21 protein-coding genes are annotated in these 18,499 nt (G+C 43.2%); 4 read left to right on the top strand and 17 right to left on the bottom strand.

The window, feature by feature from the left end:
* Window positions 1–36: 36 nt before the first annotated feature.
* Window positions 37–465 (top strand): hypothetical protein, encoded by a 429-nt coding sequence (locus PQ511_RS09440; protein WP_273851651.1) that lies wholly within the window; start codon window positions 37–39, stop codon window positions 463–465.
* Window positions 466–535: 70 nt separating this feature from the next.
* Here the strand turns inward: PQ511_RS09440 and PQ511_RS09435 are convergent, their stop codons facing one another.
* The 3 genes from PQ511_RS09435 to PQ511_RS09425 all read right to left on the bottom strand — a co-directional run bounded on the left by PQ511_RS09435 (window position 536) and on the right by PQ511_RS09425 (window position 3,896).
* On the bottom strand, window positions 536–1,030 hold the full coding sequence (locus PQ511_RS09435; RefSeq protein ID WP_273851650.1) for a YwgA family protein: 495 nt from the start codon (window positions 1,028–1,030) through the stop codon (window positions 536–538).
* A 165-nt stretch (window positions 1,031–1,195) separates the two neighbouring features.
* A complete protein-coding gene (locus PQ511_RS09430; protein ID WP_420541677.1) occupies window positions 1,196–2,509 on the bottom strand; it encodes an HD domain-containing protein in 1,314 nt (437 codons plus the stop codon).
* Between the two features lie 154 nt (window positions 2,510–2,663).
* A complete protein-coding gene (locus PQ511_RS09425; protein WP_273851648.1) occupies window positions 2,664–3,896 on the bottom strand; it encodes a dicarboxylate/amino acid:cation symporter in 1,233 nt (410 codons plus the stop codon).
* Between the two features lie 411 nt (window positions 3,897–4,307).
* Here PQ511_RS09425 and lipL point away from each other — a divergent pair, with 411 nt between their 5' ends.
* Entirely contained in the window at window positions 4,308–5,144 is an 837-nt protein-coding gene (lipL, locus tag PQ511_RS09420) for an octanoyl-[GcvH]:protein N-octanoyltransferase (protein ID WP_273851647.1), read from the top strand.
* 45 nt (window positions 5,145–5,189) lie between these two features.
* Here the strand turns inward: lipL and pta are convergent, their stop codons facing one another.
* Both pta and PQ511_RS09410 read right to left on the bottom strand, forming a co-directional pair.
* Window positions 5,190–6,164 (bottom strand): phosphate acetyltransferase, encoded by a 975-nt coding sequence (pta, locus tag PQ511_RS09415; protein WP_273851814.1) that lies wholly within the window; start codon window positions 6,162–6,164, stop codon window positions 5,190–5,192.
* A gap of 175 nt (window positions 6,165–6,339) precedes the next feature.
* Window positions 6,340–7,275, bottom strand: coding sequence for a hypothetical protein (locus tag PQ511_RS09410; RefSeq protein ID WP_273851646.1), 936 nt, complete (start codon window positions 7,273–7,275; stop codon window positions 6,340–6,342).
* A gap of 245 nt (window positions 7,276–7,520) precedes the next feature.
* On the opposite strand from PQ511_RS09410, the gene hemQ reads away from it, so the two are divergent.
* Both hemQ and gerQ read left to right on the top strand, forming a co-directional pair.
* Window positions 7,521–8,267 carry a hydrogen peroxide-dependent heme synthase gene (gene hemQ / locus PQ511_RS09405; RefSeq protein ID WP_273851645.1) on the top strand — a complete coding sequence of 249 codons (747 nt, stop codon included), beginning with the start codon at window positions 7,521–7,523 and terminating at the stop codon, window positions 8,265–8,267.
* A gap of 308 nt (window positions 8,268–8,575) precedes the next feature.
* Window positions 8,576–9,025 (top strand): spore coat protein GerQ, encoded by a 450-nt coding sequence (gerQ, locus tag PQ511_RS09400; protein ID WP_273851644.1) that lies wholly within the window; start codon window positions 8,576–8,578, stop codon window positions 9,023–9,025.
* 182 nt (window positions 9,026–9,207) lie between these two features.
* On the opposite strand, the gene PQ511_RS09395 is transcribed toward gerQ, so the two are convergent.
* The 12 genes from PQ511_RS09395 to flhA all read right to left on the bottom strand — a co-directional run bounded on the left by PQ511_RS09395 (window position 9,208) and on the right by flhA (window position 18,497).
* Entirely contained in the window at window positions 9,208–9,576 is a 369-nt protein-coding gene (locus PQ511_RS09395; RefSeq protein ID WP_273851813.1) for a DUF423 domain-containing protein, read from the bottom strand.
* 82 nt (window positions 9,577–9,658) lie between these two features.
* Window positions 9,659–10,915 (bottom strand): ABC transporter permease, encoded by a 1,257-nt coding sequence (locus tag PQ511_RS09390; protein WP_273851643.1) that lies wholly within the window; start codon window positions 10,913–10,915, stop codon window positions 9,659–9,661.
* The gene (locus PQ511_RS09385) at window positions 10,912–11,616 is read right to left on the bottom strand and encodes an ABC transporter ATP-binding protein (RefSeq protein ID WP_273851642.1); all 705 of its coding nucleotides are present in this window, start codon (window positions 11,614–11,616) and stop codon (window positions 10,912–10,914) included. Before PQ511_RS09385 ends, PQ511_RS09390 begins: the two co-directional genes overlap by 4 nt.
* Before the next feature lie 48 nt (window positions 11,617–11,664).
* A complete protein-coding gene (locus PQ511_RS09380) occupies window positions 11,665–11,907 on the bottom strand; it encodes a helix-turn-helix domain-containing protein (protein WP_273851641.1) in 243 nt (80 codons plus the stop codon).
* 2 nt (window positions 11,908–11,909) lie between these two features.
* Entirely contained in the window at window positions 11,910–12,056 is a 147-nt protein-coding gene (locus tag PQ511_RS09375) for a YvrJ family protein (protein ID WP_273851640.1), read from the bottom strand.
* Complete coding sequence (locus PQ511_RS09370; RefSeq protein WP_273851639.1) at window positions 12,053–12,607, bottom strand: sigma-70 family RNA polymerase sigma factor; 555 nt, start codon at window positions 12,605–12,607, stop codon at window positions 12,053–12,055. The genes PQ511_RS09375 and PQ511_RS09370 overlap by 4 nt, the downstream gene beginning before the upstream one ends.
* A gap of 158 nt (window positions 12,608–12,765) precedes the next feature.
* The gene (locus PQ511_RS09365) at window positions 12,766–13,203 is read right to left on the bottom strand and encodes a YaaR family protein (RefSeq protein ID WP_273851638.1); all 438 of its coding nucleotides are present in this window, start codon (window positions 13,201–13,203) and stop codon (window positions 12,766–12,768) included.
* Window positions 13,200–13,637, bottom strand: coding sequence for a DUF6115 domain-containing protein (locus PQ511_RS09360; RefSeq protein WP_273851637.1), 438 nt, complete (start codon window positions 13,635–13,637; stop codon window positions 13,200–13,202). Before PQ511_RS09360 ends, PQ511_RS09365 begins: the two co-directional genes overlap by 4 nt.
* A 14-nt stretch (window positions 13,638–13,651) precedes the next feature.
* Entirely contained in the window at window positions 13,652–14,437 is a 786-nt protein-coding gene (locus tag PQ511_RS09355; RefSeq protein ID WP_273851636.1) for a FliA/WhiG family RNA polymerase sigma factor, read from the bottom strand.
* Between the two features lie 30 nt (window positions 14,438–14,467).
* Window positions 14,468–15,328, bottom strand: a complete 861-nt coding sequence (locus tag PQ511_RS09350; protein WP_273851635.1) for a MinD/ParA family protein — start codon at window positions 15,326–15,328, stop codon at window positions 14,468–14,470.
* Window positions 15,328–16,467 (bottom strand): flagellar biosynthesis GTPase FlhF, encoded by a 1,140-nt coding sequence (flhF, locus tag PQ511_RS09345; RefSeq protein ID WP_273851634.1) that lies wholly within the window; start codon window positions 16,465–16,467, stop codon window positions 15,328–15,330. Before flhF ends, PQ511_RS09350 begins: the two co-directional genes overlap by 1 nt.
* Complete coding sequence (flhA, locus tag PQ511_RS09340; protein ID WP_273851632.1) at window positions 16,464–18,497, bottom strand: flagellar biosynthesis protein FlhA; 2,034 nt, start codon at window positions 18,495–18,497, stop codon at window positions 16,464–16,466. The genes flhF and flhA overlap by 4 nt, the downstream gene beginning before the upstream one ends.
* Window positions 18,498–18,499: the final 2 nt, after the last annotated feature.

Genomic DNA, 18,499 nt, shown 5'->3' with positions numbered 1-18,499 from the left:
TGAATTCGAAACATTTGTAAAGAAGGTGGTTTTATTATGAAAAAAACCCTTTATTCTCCTATTGTGATCAGTTTCATTCTCGGACTACTTGCTTCCATCATTTATACGATCATTCTAGCAGCAGGCGGCTATCATCATACTGGATTGGCTGGCTTCTTTTCCATCCTCACCCTCCTGGTAGCTTACCTTCTACTTTCGACGTACTGGCTCCCGACCCTTCTTGAAACAAAAACGACCATTGCGCTCGGAGTGGGAATAACCTTCCACGTCATTAGTTCTTTTACACTCGTGATGATGATGGCAGGTACATTGCCTGAGATTTCAGAACTGCTTCTTCCTTATTTAAGTACACTACTTATTTCTTTTCTAATAATGATCGTCATTGTTATCGCTGGATTCATTTTTGAAAAAGTAGATTTCACAAAGTTTACTTCTACCGACAAGAAAATGTCGATGAAAAGTTAATTTCCACAACAAAAGGTGCCCCAATCGGGACACCTTTTGTTTTCTATTAATCTATTGTGCCAAAACGGCATTAACAGCCGAGCTTTTTCATAAAAGCATAGGCTTGATCAATTTCATCGTCGGAATAATTCTGTTTTCGTTTAATTGTACGAACCTTCTCAACTACTTCTTCCTTCGTCAGGCGATCAAAAAAGAGAATCGTTGAAACGAGTTCAAGAAAACGTGAGCTCTGACTATTAATTTCATTGATGCACTGGCGAAGCTCAGGCAATTGAAAATCGTAATGACCTAAAAACTCATTGCCTTCTTCCGTTACCGTATATTTATATTGATAATAGCCACCTTTGCTTTCCTTTACTTCCGTAACGAGACCGAGGTTACAAAGCTCCTCCACTCGTAGCGTTAACTCTTCTGAGTAAGGTCCATAAAAATGGAATTGATATTTTTCGTTAAATGGAAACTGCAGTTTTTTGCAAATGTAGATGATTTTTTGTAATTTTTTTCGTCCAATGACCTCTCCGGCTTCTTTCAACACAGCTATCACTTTCGCGTGATCTTCTAGCAACCTGCACCCCTCCCATGTACTTTTTACAGGTTGTCCAAAAAGCATTCTTAGTTTAGTAGAAAATGGTCAAAAAGTGAGGTTAATCGCTCACCTCTTTTTTTGAACACAGAGCAGACCTGTAGCGGAAGCAACCTTCATGCCAGGACTCACTTTCTTTTTGAACAGCTAATCGATTTGAAGCAATGACTTAATACGACGAGTAGCATCTGTATTTCCTTCAAGAATAAAGTCTGCAGGAAAATACAATTTATGATCGGTTCTTTTTTTACCGGAAATGGCTTCCACTACATCCGATTCACGCGAAAGCTCACGTAAATCTCCACCTGGTTTCAGTAAATGAATCGGCAAACGTTCTTCTTCTTCTCCTGGCCGATAGAAATCATACGGCAAATCAGAAGATGAATCAACCACAAGATAGTAATCAGGATCAATCCCCGCTTCATGAAACGAGTCATAAAGCTCTCTCCACGCGTTCATCTGCTGCATTGGATTAAATTCAATGTATTTAAACAACCTTCGATTCATAAACCGTTCGCAGAGATCTCTCAAGATTTGATCATTTTCCTCCTGCCAAATTTGGAAATAAAACATCACAACCGAATCATCTAGCTTCAGAAAATCTTCAAGACGAATATCTTCTTTGAAAAGAGAGTAAAAATGAATTGGATAAAATTGGAATTCATATCCCTGTGCAAATAATTGCTTTGCACGATGTAGAATTTTACTTAAAATCACTTCTGCACTACGTGTAACAGGGTGAAAATAAATTTGCCAGTACATTTGGTAGCGACTCATAATATAGTCTTCCACAGCGTGCATGCCACTTTGCTTAATGACAATCTGATCGTCTCCTGGACGCATGACCCGTAGAATGCGTTCAATATCAAACTGACCATAGCTAACACCCGTAAAGTAGGCATCTCGTAGCAAATAGTCCATCCGATCCGCGTCAATCTGGCTTGAAATTAAGCTCACCACAAGCTTGTTATTATGTGTTTTGGCAATCACATCAGCAACTTGAAGTGGAAAGTCCTCACTCACTCTTCGAAGCACCTTATTAATTTCCGTGTCGCCAAGAAGGACCATGCGAGTAAAATCTTCATGATCCAAGTTAAATACTTTTTCAAACGAGTGTGAAAAAGGTCCATGCCCAACATCGTGTAGCAGTGCAGCGCACATGCTTAGTAACTCGTTTTCTTCATCCCAACCCTCGTACTGTGAAAAAATCTCATTTATACGTCTCACAATCTCATAAACGCCAAGTGAATGACTGAAACGACTATGTTCCGCTCCATGAAATGTGAGATACGTCGTTCCGAGCTGGCGAACTCTGCGCAAACGCTGGAATTCTTTCGTACCAATCAGATCCCAGATTAAACGGTATCGAACGTGGATATAGCGATGAACAGGGTCTTTAAATACTTTCTCTTCGTTTAATCGTTCGAGCATTTTGCGGCAGGCTCCTTCCGTCAAATTCATCCCTTCATTATATACCACCCCATCCTAAATGAAAACCTTCCCCCGGTAATGGGAGAAGGCTCATGATGTTGGGGTATAAAGAAAAGAATGGAAAGACTAACACTGAACATAGCATTTAACTTTGTAAGAGGAATCGTTCCTCTCTTATTAGATGTTATAGAACAGTTTCAGCTTCTTTGCCTTCGCGCTTCTCTTCAGATTTTGCGATATACATGGCACATGCTGCGTCACCTGTAATGTTAACCGCTGTACGGGTCATATCGAGAAGACGGTCAACGGCAAGAATGAGGCCAATCGGTTCGACTGGTAGACCAACTTGCTTTAGAACCATTGCGAGCATAATGAGTCCTACCCCTGGTACACCTGCCGTCCCAATACTAGCGAGTGTTGCCGTTACCACAACGATTATCAGCTGTGTAAAGGTTAAGTCAACTCCGGTAATTTGAGCAATAAATATTGTAGCAACACCCTGCATAATAGCCGTTCCGTCCATATTAATTGTCGCTCCAAGCGGTTGGACAAAACTACTAATTTGCTTTGGTACTTTCAGGTTTTCCTGAGCGGTTTTCATCGATACTGGTAGCGTACCGCTACTAGAAGATGTACTGAAAGCAACTGCCATCGCTGGCGCAAAAGCTTTATAGAATTTAATTGGATTCTCTTTACATAGGAAGTAAATCGCACTACCATACGTGAAGAGAAAATGAATGAGCAAGGCTCCGAGTACAACGATGAAATACATCCCCATCGATTGTAGTGCTTCTTTCCCCTGACCACCGACAGCAGAAGCGATCAGTGCAAAAGCACCATATGGCGCTGTTTCCATAATGATTTTAACAAGATACATCATCACGTCGTTACCTTGTTCAAAAAGATCACGTAGTGCTTTCGTGCGTTCACCAAGAATCGCAAGCGCAAAACCTACGAAAATAGCAAATGCGATAATTTGAAGCATGTTTCCTTCAACCATCGCTTGAATTGGATTGGTTGGGATAATATTAATAATCGTATCCAGGACCGGTGGTGCTTCTTCCGCTTTAAAATCCGAGCTACCTGAGAATGAACCTTCTACACCCGGCTTAATTAAGTAAGCAAGCGCCATCGCAATTGAAATGGCAATGGTAGTTGTAACTAGGAAAAACGCAACGGTTTTTCCTCCCATTCGTCCTAGCTTCTTCGGATCGCTTATTCCAGCTGTTCCGACAACGATGGAGAAGAATACGATTGGTACAACGAGCATCTTAATTAAGTTCAAAAAGATTTGCCCAACAGGACCAAGCACATATTGATCGACAGGTCCAAAGGCATCTGGTGCAAATAAATTAAAGATCACACCAACAAGAATACCTAGAACAAGACCCGCAATAATTTTAACTGTTAGCTTCATAAACATGTCCCCTTTCGTCTGATCGACATCATTACCATCATCGTGTGCATAATACGGACCGCACAATGCTGGCTTCTATCTAGGTTATGTAAATTCTTCTTATGATCTAAGTCATACATGAAAGCTCTTACATAGATTACCATTTCTTTTCTATCTATACCCGCTCGCTCGCTAACTTGAAACTACCGTAATTCTCATTATATCATTTTAGACAATTCTCGCAATTTCCTTTTTTTCGCAAGATCGTGTTTTTCTTATAAAATCAAAGTTTTATAGGGAAATAAGCTGTGAAAATGGGTAATATGGATCACCCATCTTGTCATCACCCGGGAAATACTGTCGGATAGTGTCTAAATACTCCCTTCGTCTGCTATAATAGGAACGATTAGTACGTGAAGAAGGGGTAAGAAGATGGGAAACAATGATTCAGTTCTTTATCAGCCTAAATGGCGGATTATCGATCAATCAACACTGGGTCCATCGTTTGATGCTCTCCAATCGTTCGCAATGGATGATACGCTATGCAATTCCGCTGGAAGCGGCGAATCGCCACCAATACTGCGCTCATGGGTTCATCACAATACGATTGTCCTTGGCATACAAGATACGCGACTTCCTTATTTTGAGGAAGCCGTTCACTATTTAAAAAATCTAGGCTACCGCGTGATTGTTAGAAACTCTGGCGGACTTGCAGTTGTTCTCGATGCTGGCGTACTTAACCTTTCCCTTGTATTCGCTGAAAAGCAACAGCATATTGATATTGATACGGGGTATGAGGCAATGGTGGATTTCGTCCAGGAAATTTTGTTGCCTTACAACGTAACGATCGAAGATAGGGAAATTGTTGGTTCGTACTGTCCAGGTCGTTATGATCTAAGTGTGAATGGCAAGAAATTTGCCGGTATTTCGCAGCGTAGGCTTCGAGGAGGCGTTGCTGTACAAGTCTACTTATGCGTGGACGGAAGCGGAGCGGAACGAGCATCTGTCATTCAGGAGTTTTACAAACGAGGTGTAAGCGGGGAACCAACAAAATTCACCTATCCAGAAATTGTGCCAGAAACGATGGCTTCGCTTAGTGAATTAATTGGAGAAGAGCTTAGAGTTCCTGATATGATGATGAATGCCTTAAAAACACTTAAGAGGTACACCGGTTCATTAACAACGGCTCACCTTTCCATTCCAGAGCTGTCTCTGTACGATTACAATTACCAGCGCGTCTTTACGCGTAATGAAAAAGCGCTCAGGTAATTTGAAAAAGCCCCTGAAGGACAACCTTCAGGGGCTTTACGTTTCTTATAGGCTTTGCATTGCCGTAATCAAGGCAAGCTTGTACACATCTTCCTCACTGCATCCGCGAGAAAGGTCGTTAACTGGCTTGTTTAATCCTTGAAGAACCGGACCAACGGCTTCATATCCACCGAGGCGCTGAACCATTTTGTAGCCAATGTTTCCTGCTTCAAGACTAGGGAATACAAACACATTCGCTTCCCCTTTAAGTGGCGATTCAGGTGCTTTCTTTTGAGCCACTTCCGGAACGAAGGCCGCGTCAAACTGGAATTCACCATCAATGACTAGATCAGGAGCCATTTCTTTTGCAAGACGTGTCGCTTCTTCCACCTTTTCTGTTTCAGGGGATTTAGCTGAACCTTTTGTCGAAAAGCTGAGCATCGCAACTTTCGGATCGATGCCGAACATTTTCGCTGTTTCAGCACTGCTTACGCCGATTTCAGCTAGATCATTGCTGTCAGGTGCAATGTTAATCGCACAGTCAGCAAAAACATACTTCTCATCACCTTTTACCATAACGAAAGCGCCAGATGTTTTCTTTACGCCTTCTTTTGTTTTAATGATTTGAAGGGCAGGGCGAACTGTATCGCCAGTTGAATGCGCAGCACCACTTACAAGACCGTCTGCTTTGCCAGTATGAACAAGCATTGTGCCAAAGTAGTTTACATTCTGAAGAATTTCCTGCGCCTGCTCAGCCGTTGCTTTTCCTTTACGACGTTCTACAAATGATTCCACTAGCGCATCCATTTCAGAATAAGTCGCTGGATCCATTACAGTGAGATCGCTGTGCATGGTCAGATTTAAGCTTGCTGCTTTATCTTGAATAGCCTCTTCTCCACCAATAACGATTGGCTTAAGGATGCCATCCTCTGCCAGGCGGTTTGCTGCTGCTAATACGCGCTCATCCGTTCCTTCAGGAAATACGATTGTCGGATTACCTGCTTTTACCTGGTCTTTCATGTTTGTAAAAAGATCACTCATTGGTTTCACCTCATTCATTTTAATATCCAACTCCTACGATAACCCTTTTTCCCGAAAAACGAAAATAAATCCCAAAGTGTAAGCCTTTGCATATAAAAGTTCTATTTTTCAGACGAATGGATGTCTTCTCATTCACTTCGTAGAGGCTTTCTAAGCTTCCAAATCGGGACCTCCGTTAGGCCATTTTCACTAACGCAATTCGTTTCTGTTTTGCTTTTTGTACTTGTTCTCTTGCCATTTTCTTTTCATTTACCAGGCTGCGCATCACATGCTCAAGCTCCCGTAGCTGCTTCTTCACTTCTTCTTCGGTGTTGTAAATCTTATCCTGCACGATCCAATCGAAGATGATACTATCAATTAAGATATCAGCAGAAGTAAGAAGCTCCGACTCCACAATCTGTTCGTTAACCGGTTTAACATGTGAGAGTTCACGTTGAAAGTCTTCAAACCTAATCTGTGCTTGCTCAATGTTATCTTTTGCTTCATCCATGTGGCGATGTTTCACAAGTGACGAAATTGGACCTCCACCAAGTAAGTCAACCGTTCCCCATCCTTTGGCTTTATCTAGCTTTTTCAATGCCTCCTGAAGGAACGCGATCACACCTTCTAGGATACCGATCGCTTTATTAACTTCTTGTAGGCTTTCGTTGCATGCCGTTTCTCGTTCATATGCCTCTAAAACTTTTATACTTATTGCTGTACTATTTTCCAAAAGAAACGCTGCCTTTTCATTGATAAGTTTTTCATAAGTAGCTTGCGGATCTCCTAACTGATTTAGTTCTGAAATGTATTTTCTCTGCTCTTCTTCAAGTTCCTTTACCTCTTCGACTGCTTGATCATAGTTTTGTTTTGCTATAAGCATCTCCTGATTTTCTTTCATTACCCTTTCTTCTTTTGTCCCCTTAAGGGTTGCTTTAATGGTATCAAGACTCACTCTCTTTAATTTTTCCACATCATTTTTATCTCTCTCAAGCTGCTGATTGAAATAAGATTTCTTTTCAATCGCTTCTCCCATTCGCTCTGTCACTTGATCAAGCTTTTTTTCCAACTCATTCTTTAGCTGCTCACTTTCTTCCACTTCTTTTAAGCGATCATTTAAGTGTTTAACCATCGGATCCCCTCCAGTTACTCTCTTCTCTTTTTACGAAAAGTAGGATGTGGAGGTTTCATGTAATCGTCACTCTCAATCGCTTTTAATGAAGAAGAAGTATTGGTATAGTAGGTAGTGGATATAGTGAAACTTCCATCAGGACGTGCATTCTCTCTGATGGCTAGTTGGACCAATCGGACCTTTATTGGAGCAGACTCTGTAGGCTTCTCCTAAAGGTGTGATAATTGATAAGGAGTGAATCAGATATGAATCAAGCAGCCGTAACTCTTGATGGCTGGTATTGCCTTCATGACTTTCGAAGCATGAACTGGACAGCTTGGAAACAGCTTTCAAGTGAAGAACGCGATCTTGCAATGAATGAATTTCTTACGTTCCTTGAAAAATGGGAAGTTACCGCAGGTCATAAGCAAGGAAGTCATGCGCTTTATTCCATCGTAGGTCAGAAAGCGGACTTTATGCTAATGCTCCTCCGCCCGACTATGGAAGAGTTAAATGAAATCGAAAACGCTTTTAACAAAACAACGCTAGCTGAATATACAGTGAAAGAATACTCTTACGTTTCTGTCGTTGAGCTCAGTAACTATATGGCTGGAAAAGATAGCGACCCGGATAACGATCCTCGCATTCAAGCTCGCTTAAAGCCAGAACTAGCGGAAGCACCTTACGTATGTTTCTACCCAATGAACAAGAAGCGCGAAGGCAACGACAACTGGTACATGCTTTCAATGGAAGAGCGTCGAGACATGATGCGAAGCCACGGGCTGATCGGACGTAGCTATGCTGGTAAAGTAAAGCAGATCATTACTGGTTCTGTTGGCTTTGACGACTGGGAATGGGGCGTGACGCTCTTCGCAGATGACGTCCTTCAATTTAAAAAGCTCGTTTATGAAATGCGCTTCGATGAAGTGAGTGCACGCTACGGGGAATTTGGTCGTTTCTTTGTTGGAACGCACCTTCCAAAAGAACGCCTCCCTCAATTTTTATACGTATAATCAAAAGTCCTTCTAACACTTTACCGTGTTTAGAAGGGCTTTTTGGTTTCTGTAAGTCATTTTCTGTTAGGCATATTCTTTTATTTCGTACATACAATGAGTTACGTAGAGCCATGGCATTATCCCTTCTTTTATTACGTGCCATTAGTAAATTTAATAGCGATTCGCTTTGGTTCTTTAAGCATTGCGCCCTCTTTCTAGTGATAGAACCAGTGGGTAGACGGTAAGCCACATTGTTTCAATCAGCCGACTGAAAATGAACGGGCGGAAGTGTACAACAATTTGTAAAAGAATGCTTAAGGAGGGTTATGATGAATAATCAATACTGGAACACCTCATCGTCACAAAACCGGGGAGGCGGCTATGGTCAAATGCCTCAGCAAGGGCAAGGCGGACAGATGGCACAATATCCTTCAGGATACCCAGGGCAAGGTCAGCAGGTTCAAGGGGCATCAACCCAGGGAGGAGGCTTCCCCGGTCAGCTTGTCGTTGAACAATCCTACATTGAAAACATCCTCCGTCTCAATCTAGGAAAGATCGCTACTGTGTACATGACATTCGAGAATAACGACAAATGGAACGCCAAAGTGTTTAAAGGTGTGATCGAAGCAGCCGGAAGAGATCATATTATCCTTTCAGATCCTCAAACAGGCAAACGATATATTTTACTTATGGTTTATTTGGACTATATTACATTTGATGAAGAGCTTGAGTATAATTATCCCCTACAGCAAATGACGCAGTATTCTCCGCGTTAGCCCTTATGAAAAAGCTGCCGGATTTCCGGCAGCTTTTTGCGTTGGCCAATAAAAAGAGAATTTGGCTCATATATCTTGATTTTGGCCAATATATTTCACTTTTGGCCAATATCCTGAGAATTTAGCCAATAAACCTCTCCCACCTGCCCTCCTTCGACAAATAGCGGGTGGTGACAGGCACTCTATGCCTTAAACGCCGCTACCACAACCAAAATCCATGCTGCAATAAACGCGACGCCACCAAGAGGTGTGATGGCACCTAAAATCTTTATTCCGCTCAAGCTAAGTACGTACAAGCTTCCGGAAAATAACACGATGCCGGCAAACATGAGCCAGCCGGCCCATTGCATGAGTCCTGCGGATTGAAGTTTATCTGCCGCAATCGCCACGCCAACTAAACCAAGCGCATGGTACATGTGGTATTGTACGCCCGTTTTGTACGTTTCGAGCATCTTTTCTGATAGTTTTCCTTCTAATCCATGTGCTCCGAATGCGCCAAGTCCAACCGCAAGTGCCGCATTAATCGCACCAATAATTAAAAATACCTTTATCACATTATCCGCTCCCTCATCCGAATCTTCTCTCCCATCATAGCGGAAAGCGCTTGAGCGAAGCAATGAATTCTGAAATTGTTCATACACCTTTCGAATCTTCCCACTTACCTGTTTGCAAACTTCGGTGCACGAGTTGCACGCTTTCTTTAAAAACAAACCAGCCAGCTAGCGGAAAAAGCACCAACCCAATCCATCCTGGAAATGAAACCCCCGTCACGACACACAACAACAGAAAGCACGGCATGGCCACTAGTTTTAACGCTTGTTTCTCGGCTTCCTCTCTTAGCATTTGCTCCCACTGAAACAACTGGGCGTAGCCACCTTCAGAGAACTCACGCCAGTCCGCTTTCGATAGTCCAATCAACGCATAAAGCGCAAAGAGGAGCACCACTACTTTTATAACGAGCGGAAGAAGAAAGATTGCTGCGGTTCCCCAACCAATCACTTGTAGGTAATAGTGCACCTTCCCTACTGATCGAAGGAGCCACTTCGTATAAAGATCAACCATTCTCGCCTCCGGAGTACGTTTCTTCCGTATCCTTCTTGATCCACGAAACAGAAAAGGGCGTGTTCGAGTAAATAGGGGCGCCGGCGCTACCCCAACGCGTCCCATTAAAAATTTCGTGATGCTTTGCTTATGACCCCTCTCAATCACCGCATCGTAAAAAAAGGTTCCCTTCATCTTCACACGCACCCGTAGCTGAACAACCAACAAAAGGAGTAAGCTCCCGATCCCGACAACCACCGCCCATTCGTACATCCAGCCAACCTGGCTCATGAAGAGAAGAAGACTAACAGAAAGCAGATTCACTAATCCTACTGGCATCCATTTCACCCAGATTGAAGGCACAAATAGATCGATGAAATACCGACACGTTCTTACATTCCAACTCACCAGTAGAAGAAAGAAGGCTGTGACAACAATTCGTTCCGAACTCCAGCCCCAACCGGTAACAAGTAACGGAAGAACAACTCCTATTCCAAGGGTATTCATCATTACTCCTTTACCTAATGAATGAGCGATGCCCCACTTTTTTAGCCGTTGACTAAGCGAAACGTTTTGTAACAAATACACTTGATCCGCTTCTTCTGTATACATTCGTAACGACCAGGTCGTCGCAAACAACAAAAGTGGGAAAACAGCCGCCTGCTCCGGCACTCCAGCGAGCCAGTCTGGGGCTGTCATCCACCACGATCGGTAATAAGCGATGCCGATGACGAGCGCTGGAATCAAGATATAAAGCCAAACTGTCCAATCAAGCGCTGTACGCAGATCCCTGATTTTATAACGACGATCGTCACGTACGCGCTTTCGCAATAGTTGGAGACCGGTCATAATCGCTGCTCCATTAGCGTATCAACACAGTCAAGAAGTGAACTTTCTGAGCCAGCGCCAGACTGTTCACGCATTTCCTCTAGCGATCCTTTTGCTAGAAGTGTCCCGTTCGATAGCAATACAAAACGATCACAAATACGCTCAGCCGTATCAAGCACATGCGTACACATTAAAATCGCCGCACCGCGCGCTCGTTCTTTTTCAATTAACTTTAAAAAGTCTTTCGTTGCCCGCGGATCCAATCCTAGAAACGGCTCATCAATGATATACACATCAGGCCGTAGCATAAACGCGGTAATGAGCATGACCTTTTGTCTCATTCCTTTTGAAAAACTTGACGGTAGATGATGCATCACCTGCTCAAGCTGGAAGTAACGGATTAAATCCTTTGCACGCTCTTCCCAGTCTTCATCGGCCAACGCAGTTGCCGCTGCTGCGAGCTCTAAATGCTCCCAGAGCGTTAAGCTGTCATAGAACACGGGCTGCTCTGGTACGTAAGCATAGCGTGTCCCATTTTCAAACGTGACGCTTCCTTTCCACTCTTTTAACAATCCTAGAATGGTCTTAATCGTCGTACTTTTCCCCGCTCCGTTCGAACCTAATAAACCAAGCAGCTCGCCGCTCTTTACTTCGAATCCAATCGCTCGAATTTTACTTTCTCTTTTTTCGTAACCCGCTTCTTCAATCGCAACTTTCAGCATCGGCTTCACCTCTATCCAATTATACGAGAGAAACCGTGGAAAAGTTTCCTATTTCTTTCCTTTATGGGCTTCGATAAACTGTTCAAAGTTTGGCACTTCCTCCATCTTATAGTTCTCAACGGCTTCCATCACCTTGATCACTAACTCCTGGCGCAAATCATCCCTATTTTGAAGGGAGGTTTGCCTGAGCTCTGCTTCTATTTTTTTCTCAAACTGTTGAATAACCTCTTTCAGTCCTTCTTCATCTTTCTGCTTTGCTCGTTGTAACGCTGAATACAGTCTTTTCTCCATAGTCATCCCTTCTTATTCGTTTCCTGATCCGTCACCGCATTTGTTAACTCATCAATTTTCTTCTCCAATCGAACGAGTAAATAGAGAGAAACCACGATCGGAAACCCGAGATCACCGATAATGGCATTGATAACCGTTGTGATACTCATACGCTCCCCTCCTTTCCGGCAAAGCTGAGCTTCTCTAATGCTCGCTTACGCCTTCTGCTAATGGCCTGCTGTGAAATGCCTGACTCTCTAGCAATTTCCGTATCGGAATATTCAAATCGATAAAAGAGATCGAGCGCTTCTTTCTGTTTGCCCGTTAATCGGCTATAGGCTAGAAAAAGAGATTTATCCAGGAAAAGTTCTTCAAACGAATTAGTTTCTTCATTCGTCTTTGGATTTTCGATTAAATCAATCCAGGCGGTTGACGCACCTACAGGCTGATCAAGTGTGAGAGGAAAGCGAAGATGACCTAGCCTGCGCTTACGATCAAAGTTAATGGCCGTGTAACGAATAAGCTTCGTCACGTAAGCGATAAAGCGAATTTCCGTATAGTACTGACGAAAAAGAGTATTGAGCCTGTTTAGCGCTTCACGATCCTGCATTGCGTCCATAAAACTTGCCCAATGCCTTTCCTCTTGAATAAATGACTGAAACAAGAGATTGCCCTTTAACTCCTCAACCATTTTATCTGTTATATACAAACCACTTTTCATATCCTCACCTCTCCTTTCTCTGTCTGTAGGAATGAAAGTATTCTGGCCGTCACAAATCACAACCATCATTTCGAACATATGTTCTTATTTCTATTATAGAAAAAACTCATGCAAATGAACATGAGTCAATACTTCCTTTTTTAGATGAGTCGATCGAACTAGAGAGAAAGATCAACGAGCAGCCCTTTTATTTCCCCAACGAGCGATAATAAGGTCATCCCGTCCTTCTCTTTTTCTCTCATTTCTTCCTGTATTTCGATCAGCTTATTCTCCACCGTTTCCACTAGCTTGTACGTGCGACTTCTTCCATAGTGATCCATGCTGTTTTTCTCTGATAGCGTGAGTCCCTGGCTAACTGCTTCTTCAAGAAACTGTTTTACCATCCGCTTGTAGGCAGATAAATTCTGAAACGTTCGTTCTTTCCCAAGTAGCTCTCCCTGGCGATCAATTTGTTGCAAAAGGCGCTTTAGCTCAGACCCTTTTAGCTCTTTGGATGCCTCCTGAATCACAGATTGAAATCCCGCCTGCTTGTTTCCTTTTGGCAGATCCATCTTTAACGATTCAAGTAATGGTTTGCCATGCTGCTGAATTTTCATTGCTGTTCAGACCTTCCATGCAAATTCACAATAAGCTCTGCTTCTCCAACCCCACAGCTTAAAATCCGCGCAATGTCCGCCACCGAAAAACCTTGCTGGTGAAGCTGAATGGCTTTTTGATTCCGCTCATTGTGAACGGAAGGGTGTGGAACAATGACTGGTTTCTTTGGCTCCACTCCTTCTGAAGCACGCATCTTTCCCTGCTCTAAAACGCGCAGTCGCGTATTCAACTGAATTTCCCGTTTATCGACGTATGATTTCACTTCTTTTAAGAGACGATCATTGTCTTCCTCTAATTGCTCGATATAGACTTCCATACTAGCTGCAATTTCGTCTCGTACTTCTGTTCCCTTCGTTTGCTTTAGAAAAAGAAGCACGATACAAAGAAAGCTAACTAGATGAAGCGCAACGCTAATAAAAATGAATGAATACATGGTGATCACTCCGATTACATTGATTGAACATGTTCTTTGTTAGCTCGTAGGACACCTTTCATACGAAGGAGCGCTCTCGAGTGTAGTTGGGAAATGCGGCTCGTGGATAACCCTAGAATTCTTGCAATCTCAGTAAGCGTCAATTCTTCAAAATAAACGAGCGAGACAACAAGCTTTTCTTTCTCAGGTAAGCGGTCAATTGTTTCAGCTAATAGCTGTTTAATAAAATGATGGTGGAGATGTTTTTCTGGTAACTCAGCCTGTTCGTTCTCAATGACACTATACCGTTCCATTTTTTGCTGATCATCCTCTTGTACAGGTTCATCCACTGATACCATTGTGGATAAAGAAGCATCTTGTATAACCCGCTGAACTTCTGCAACCGACATTCCAAGATACGTAGCCACGTCCTGATCGCTGCTCGACGTTTGATTTTGCTGTTCTAAAACGGCATAAGCCTCTTCAATTTTACGCGCTTTGTCACGAACGGAACGAGGCACCCAATCATTTTGACGAAGCCCATCAATGATCGCTCCTTTAATCCGCCAGCCGGCGTACGTTTCAAATTTCAAATCACGTTCTGGCTCGAATTTTTCAAGTGCATCAAGTAGCCCCTGGTACGCGAAACTCGTAAGATCATCACGCTGAACGGTAGAGGGGAGGGCAGATGCATAGCGCTGTACAGCGAAATCAACAAGCGGACGATAAAGCGACATCAGATAGTTACCCGCTTCTTCTTTTTTCTCTTCTTTCCACGCCCTCCAATATTCGGTTGTCTGTTTATCCATTTTGGATTTCATGAAGTTCACCACCTGAAAAATTCTACCCTTTTATTTATGAAACAGTATTTTAGTTAAAAAGCCTTTCACGCCAAGCTTATAAGCCGCAGGAAGGTTTAAATAGGTTCGAACCAATTCGTCAATCGCTTTTGCCGCTTTCGAATTAGGATATTCCAGTAAATAAGGAGACTGTGCAATAACCGCTTTTCGTACATAAGGGTCGTCTGGAATTGCCCCAAGGAAATCAATCGTCTTATTTAAGAACTGAGCAGAGGCTTTTTGGAAATTAAGCGACGTCTGTTCTGCCTCTTCCTTATTAAGAGATCGATTGACGATCAATTTCACAGAAGCTGAGTTATTCTTCATATAAAGTGCTTTTAGTACACTATAACCATCTGTAATGGAAGGCGGCTCAGGGTTAATGACAAGAAACACATCATCAGCTGCTTGTAAAAACCGCATCCCTTCATAGGTAAGCCCTGCGCCTGTATCAAGAATAATGTAATCGACTTTGCCTTGAAGAGAGCTAACTTCTTTAAAGAAATGAGTCATATGCTGTCCGTCTAACGTAAGAATTTTCCCGATCCCATGACCACCTGCGATATATTGAAGACCATTTATGCCTGTTTCAACGACAGCTTCAAGAGATAGCTCTTTCTCAACCATCGTCATAATCGTTTCTTTTGGCGTAACGCCCATCAGCACATCCAGGTTCGCCATACCGAAATCTAAGTCGAAAATGACTACTTTTTTATTTAACGCAACAAGACTAAGCGCAAAATTAAGCGATACATTCGATTTTCCTACGCCGCCTTTCCCACTTGTTACCGCAATTACTTTTGTTTTTCGCTGACTTGAAGTAGGGAAAGTCAGCCGCTTCACTTCTTCACGTAATTGATTGGCTTGATCCATCACCGCTCCTCCCTCACTAGCTCAAGAAGGAGATCGGGAGTCGTTCTCACGAGATCGTCAGGGACGTTCTGTCCAGTTGTTAGGGTCGTGATCGGGAGGTTATAGTCTTCCATAAAATTAAAAATAGGCCCTCGCACTGTTGTTTCATCCATCTTCGTCATTATCACTTCCGAAACACCGAGCGAATGAAAATTATCGGCAATCACTTTCATATCAGAATAACGATGAGTCAGACTTAACATGAGCGTAATGGACAATTCTTGACCGGATAGAAGCGATTCCAACTGTGTAATATAGCTATACTGCTGATAATTCCGACCTGCCGTGTCCATGAGAATGACATCGCAGTCAGAAAGACGTTCAAGCGCCTGTTCTAAATCGGCAGGAGACTGAACGACCTCCATTTGGATACCAAGAATATCGGCATATGTTCGAAGCTGTTCAACTGCGGCAATCCGGTACGTATCTGACGTGATAAGGCCAACGGATTGATGCTCTTTTAACAATAAATGCCCGGCTATTTTTGCAATTGTTGTTGTTTTCCCCACACCTGTTGGACCAACAAAGCACCGTATTTTCTTCGGTTCACTTCTTATACTAGGATAATTCTTTATTCGTTCGGCAAATTCCTGTCTCATCCATATAAAAGCATCTTCTTTTGTATAACTTGGATAAGATTTTGATTTAATCAGTAGTTCCGCCATGACACCTGAGCGAATGGCCGGCGAGAATTCTTGTGCTTCTAAAAAGGCTTGTACTGGCTTTAACTGTTTCGGTAAACGCTCATTCTCCATCATTTGCATCATGATTTCTTTCATCGATTTCAGCTCATCAAGCACCTGCGTCTCAGGTTCTGGTTGTTTACTCACTTGAGGCGCAACCTCTTCCACTCGTTCAGGCGACTCTTCCCGACGCTTTTTCTCAGATTGTAAAAGCGACGCAAATTCTGTCTCTTCTTTCACTACTTTTTCTTCATCAAGTGCAGCCAGCACTTCAAGACGATGTTTTCGAAATAAGCCGAAAATCCCACCCACTTTTACCTTTTTTGTTTCTAATATAACTGCATTCTGGCCAAGCTCCTGTCGAATAAGGGGCATCGCTTCGCGAAGCTGGGTGACCACATAACGTTTGATCTTCATGGTAGATTAATCACTCCTACACTCTGGACTTCAACATCAGGCTCTAATTCGCTATATGATAGAATCGTGAGTTCAGGCATATAGCGCTCTAAAAATTGGCGTAAATACATGCGAATCGCTGGTGACGTTAATAGAATCGGCTGAATGCCCGACTGCTGAAGGCGGTTGACCTGTTGCAACACTTCTTGATAAATCGCTTGCGACGTTTCAGGATCAAGGGCTAAATAGCTGCCCTGATCGGACTGCTGAACCGATTCCGCGAAGCGCTTTTCAAGCCGCGCTCCTGCCGTCAAAACTTTGACAGGTTCTCCAGGCACAGCTATTTGAGATGTGATCTGACGTGATAAAGACTGCCTTACATATTCCGCCAGGACATCGGTATCTTTTGTTCGCACCCCGTTGTCCGCTAGCGATTCGAGAATCATATCAAGCGAGCGAATCGAGACTTTCTCTTTCAGGAGTCGCATTAGCACTTTCTGCACATCACCGATTGTTAGGATATTGGGAATGAGTTCTTCTAAAACAGCTGGAGACGTTTCTCTCACATTATCAAGCAGGTGCTTCACTTCCTGACGACTTAGCAATTCATGCGCATGGCGCTTGATCACTTCTGTTAAATGAGTGGAGACCACTGACGGCGGATCGACAATCGTGTAACCCGAAAGCTCGGCACGATCTTTCATTTCTTCCGTTACCCAGAGAGCCGGAAGTCCGAAAGCGGGTTCAACCGTTTCAATGCCTGTGATGCTGTCATCTTCTAAACCACTACTCATCGCAAGGTATTGATCCAACAGGACTTGTCCACCAGCGACGCGGTTTCCTTTAATTTTAATAACGTATTCGTTTGGTTCAAGCTGAATGTTGTCACGAATGCGAATAACCGGCACAACAATGCCGAACTCAAGTGCAATCTGCCTACGAATCATAATGACGCGATCAAGTAGGTCTCCACCCTGCTTTTGATCGGCTAGCGGGATAAGTCCGTAGCCAAACTCAAACTCAATGGGATCGACTTGAAGAAGACTCGTCACACTTTCTGGCTTTTTCATTTCTTCGACTTCTTCCTCGCCTGCCGCTAATTCGACTTCTTTTGTTTGATCCAAGTTCTTTTGCATCATCCAGCCTCCATAGACGAGAAGACCTGCGATTGGAAACGTAAGAAGGGGATTAATCGGCGTCGCAAGACCGAGGAGTGTGACAACAGCTCCAACTACGTAGAGAAGCTTCGGATAAGCGAAGATTTGCGCGGTAATATCTGATCCAAGGTTGCCATCTGATGCCGCGCGCGTCACAACAATCCCTGTCGCTGTTGAAATAAGAAGGGCAGGAATTTGACTGACAAGTCCATCACCGATCGAGAGAAGTGTGAAAGTCGTTGCCGCATCACCAACCGGCATCCCATGAACGACCATTCCAATAATGAGTCCACCAATAATATTAATGAGCGTAATGACAATTCCGGCAATCGCATCGCCTTTCACAAATTTACTGGCTCCGTCCATCGCCCCATAAAAGTCAGCTTCGCGCGCAATTTTCTCTCGACTTACTTTCGCCTCACGATCTGAAATCATGCCTGCGTTTAAATCGGCATCAATGCTCATTTGCTTCCCTGGCATTGCGTCGAGCGTAAACCGAGCAGCTACTTCCGCTACTCGTTCGGATCCTTTTGTAATCACAATGAATTGAATAATCACAAGAATCAGGAACACAAGGAGTCCGATGACAACACTTCCACCAACTACGAAGGAACCAAACGTTTCGATCACCTGTCCACCTGTTTTATTCGTTAAAATGGAGCGCGTTGTCGAGACGTTTAAGCCAAGGCGAAAGAGCGTTGTTAATAATAAAAGTGAAGGAAAGATCGAGAATTGGAGTGCCTCTTTCGTATTCATCGCAACAAGAATGATCGTCAGCGCCAGGCTAATGTTCATCATAATGAGAAAATCGAGTAAAAGCGGAGGGAACGGGATCACCATCATAATCACAATCATGATGACGGATACGAGCACGGCATAATCTTTTATCTTCATTC

It is taken from the genome of Guptibacillus spartinae (assembly GCF_028610625.1).
In the GTDB taxonomy this organism is placed as follows: domain Bacteria; phylum Bacillota; class Bacilli; order Bacillales; family Guptibacillaceae; genus Guptibacillus; species Guptibacillus spartinae.
Note: the sequence above shows the minus strand (reverse complement) of the source record. Positions and strands in the feature narration are given on the sequence as shown.

Coding starts and splice junctions, on each gene's coding strand:
- PQ511_RS09440 (WP_273851651.1), top strand. CDS start 37: ATGAAAAAAACCCTTTATTCTCCTATTGTGATCAGTTTCATTCTCGGA.
- PQ511_RS09430 (WP_420541677.1), bottom strand. CDS start 2,509: ATGAATTTGACGGAAGGAGCCTGCCGCAAAATGCTCGAACGATTAAAC.
- PQ511_RS09425 (WP_273851648.1), bottom strand. CDS start 3,896: ATGAAGCTAACAGTTAAAATTATTGCGGGTCTTGTTCTAGGTATTCTT.
- lipL (WP_273851647.1), top strand. CDS start 4,308: ATGGGAAACAATGATTCAGTTCTTTATCAGCCTAAATGGCGGATTATC.
- pta (WP_273851814.1), bottom strand. CDS start 6,164: ATGAGTGATCTTTTTACAAACATGAAAGACCAGGTAAAAGCAGGTAAT.
- PQ511_RS09410 (WP_273851646.1), bottom strand. CDS start 7,275: ATGGTTAAACACTTAAATGATCGCTTAAAAGAAGTGGAAGAAAGTGAG.
- hemQ (WP_273851645.1), top strand. CDS start 7,521: ATGAATCAAGCAGCCGTAACTCTTGATGGCTGGTATTGCCTTCATGAC.
- gerQ (WP_273851644.1), top strand. CDS start 8,576: ATGATGAATAATCAATACTGGAACACCTCATCGTCACAAAACCGGGGA.
- PQ511_RS09390 (WP_273851643.1), bottom strand. CDS start 10,915: ATGACCGGTCTCCAACTATTGCGAAAGCGCGTACGTGACGATCGTCGT.
- PQ511_RS09385 (WP_273851642.1), bottom strand. CDS start 11,616: ATGCTGAAAGTTGCGATTGAAGAAGCGGGTTACGAAAAAAGAGAAAGT.
- PQ511_RS09380 (WP_273851641.1), bottom strand. CDS start 11,907: ATGGAGAAAAGACTGTATTCAGCGTTACAACGAGCAAAGCAGAAAGAT.
- PQ511_RS09375 (WP_273851640.1), bottom strand. CDS start 12,056: ATGAGTATCACAACGGTTATCAATGCCATTATCGGTGATCTCGGGTTT.
- PQ511_RS09370 (WP_273851639.1), bottom strand. CDS start 12,607: ATGAAAAGTGGTTTGTATATAACAGATAAAATGGTTGAGGAGTTAAAG.
- PQ511_RS09365 (WP_273851638.1), bottom strand. CDS start 13,203: ATGAAAATTCAGCAGCATGGCAAACCATTACTTGAATCGTTAAAGATG.
- PQ511_RS09360 (WP_273851637.1), bottom strand. CDS start 13,637: ATGTATTCATTCATTTTTATTAGCGTTGCGCTTCATCTAGTTAGCTTT.
- PQ511_RS09355 (WP_273851636.1), bottom strand. CDS start 14,437: ATGAAATCCAAAATGGATAAACAGACAACCGAATATTGGAGGGCGTGG.
- PQ511_RS09350 (WP_273851635.1), bottom strand. CDS start 15,328: ATGGATCAAGCCAATCAATTACGTGAAGAAGTGAAGCGGCTGACTTTC.
- flhF (WP_273851634.1), bottom strand. CDS start 16,467: ATGAAGATCAAACGTTATGTGGTCACCCAGCTTCGCGAAGCGATGCCC.
- flhA (WP_273851632.1), bottom strand. CDS start 18,497: ATGAAGATAAAAGATTATGCCGTGCTCGTATCCGTCATCATGATTGTG.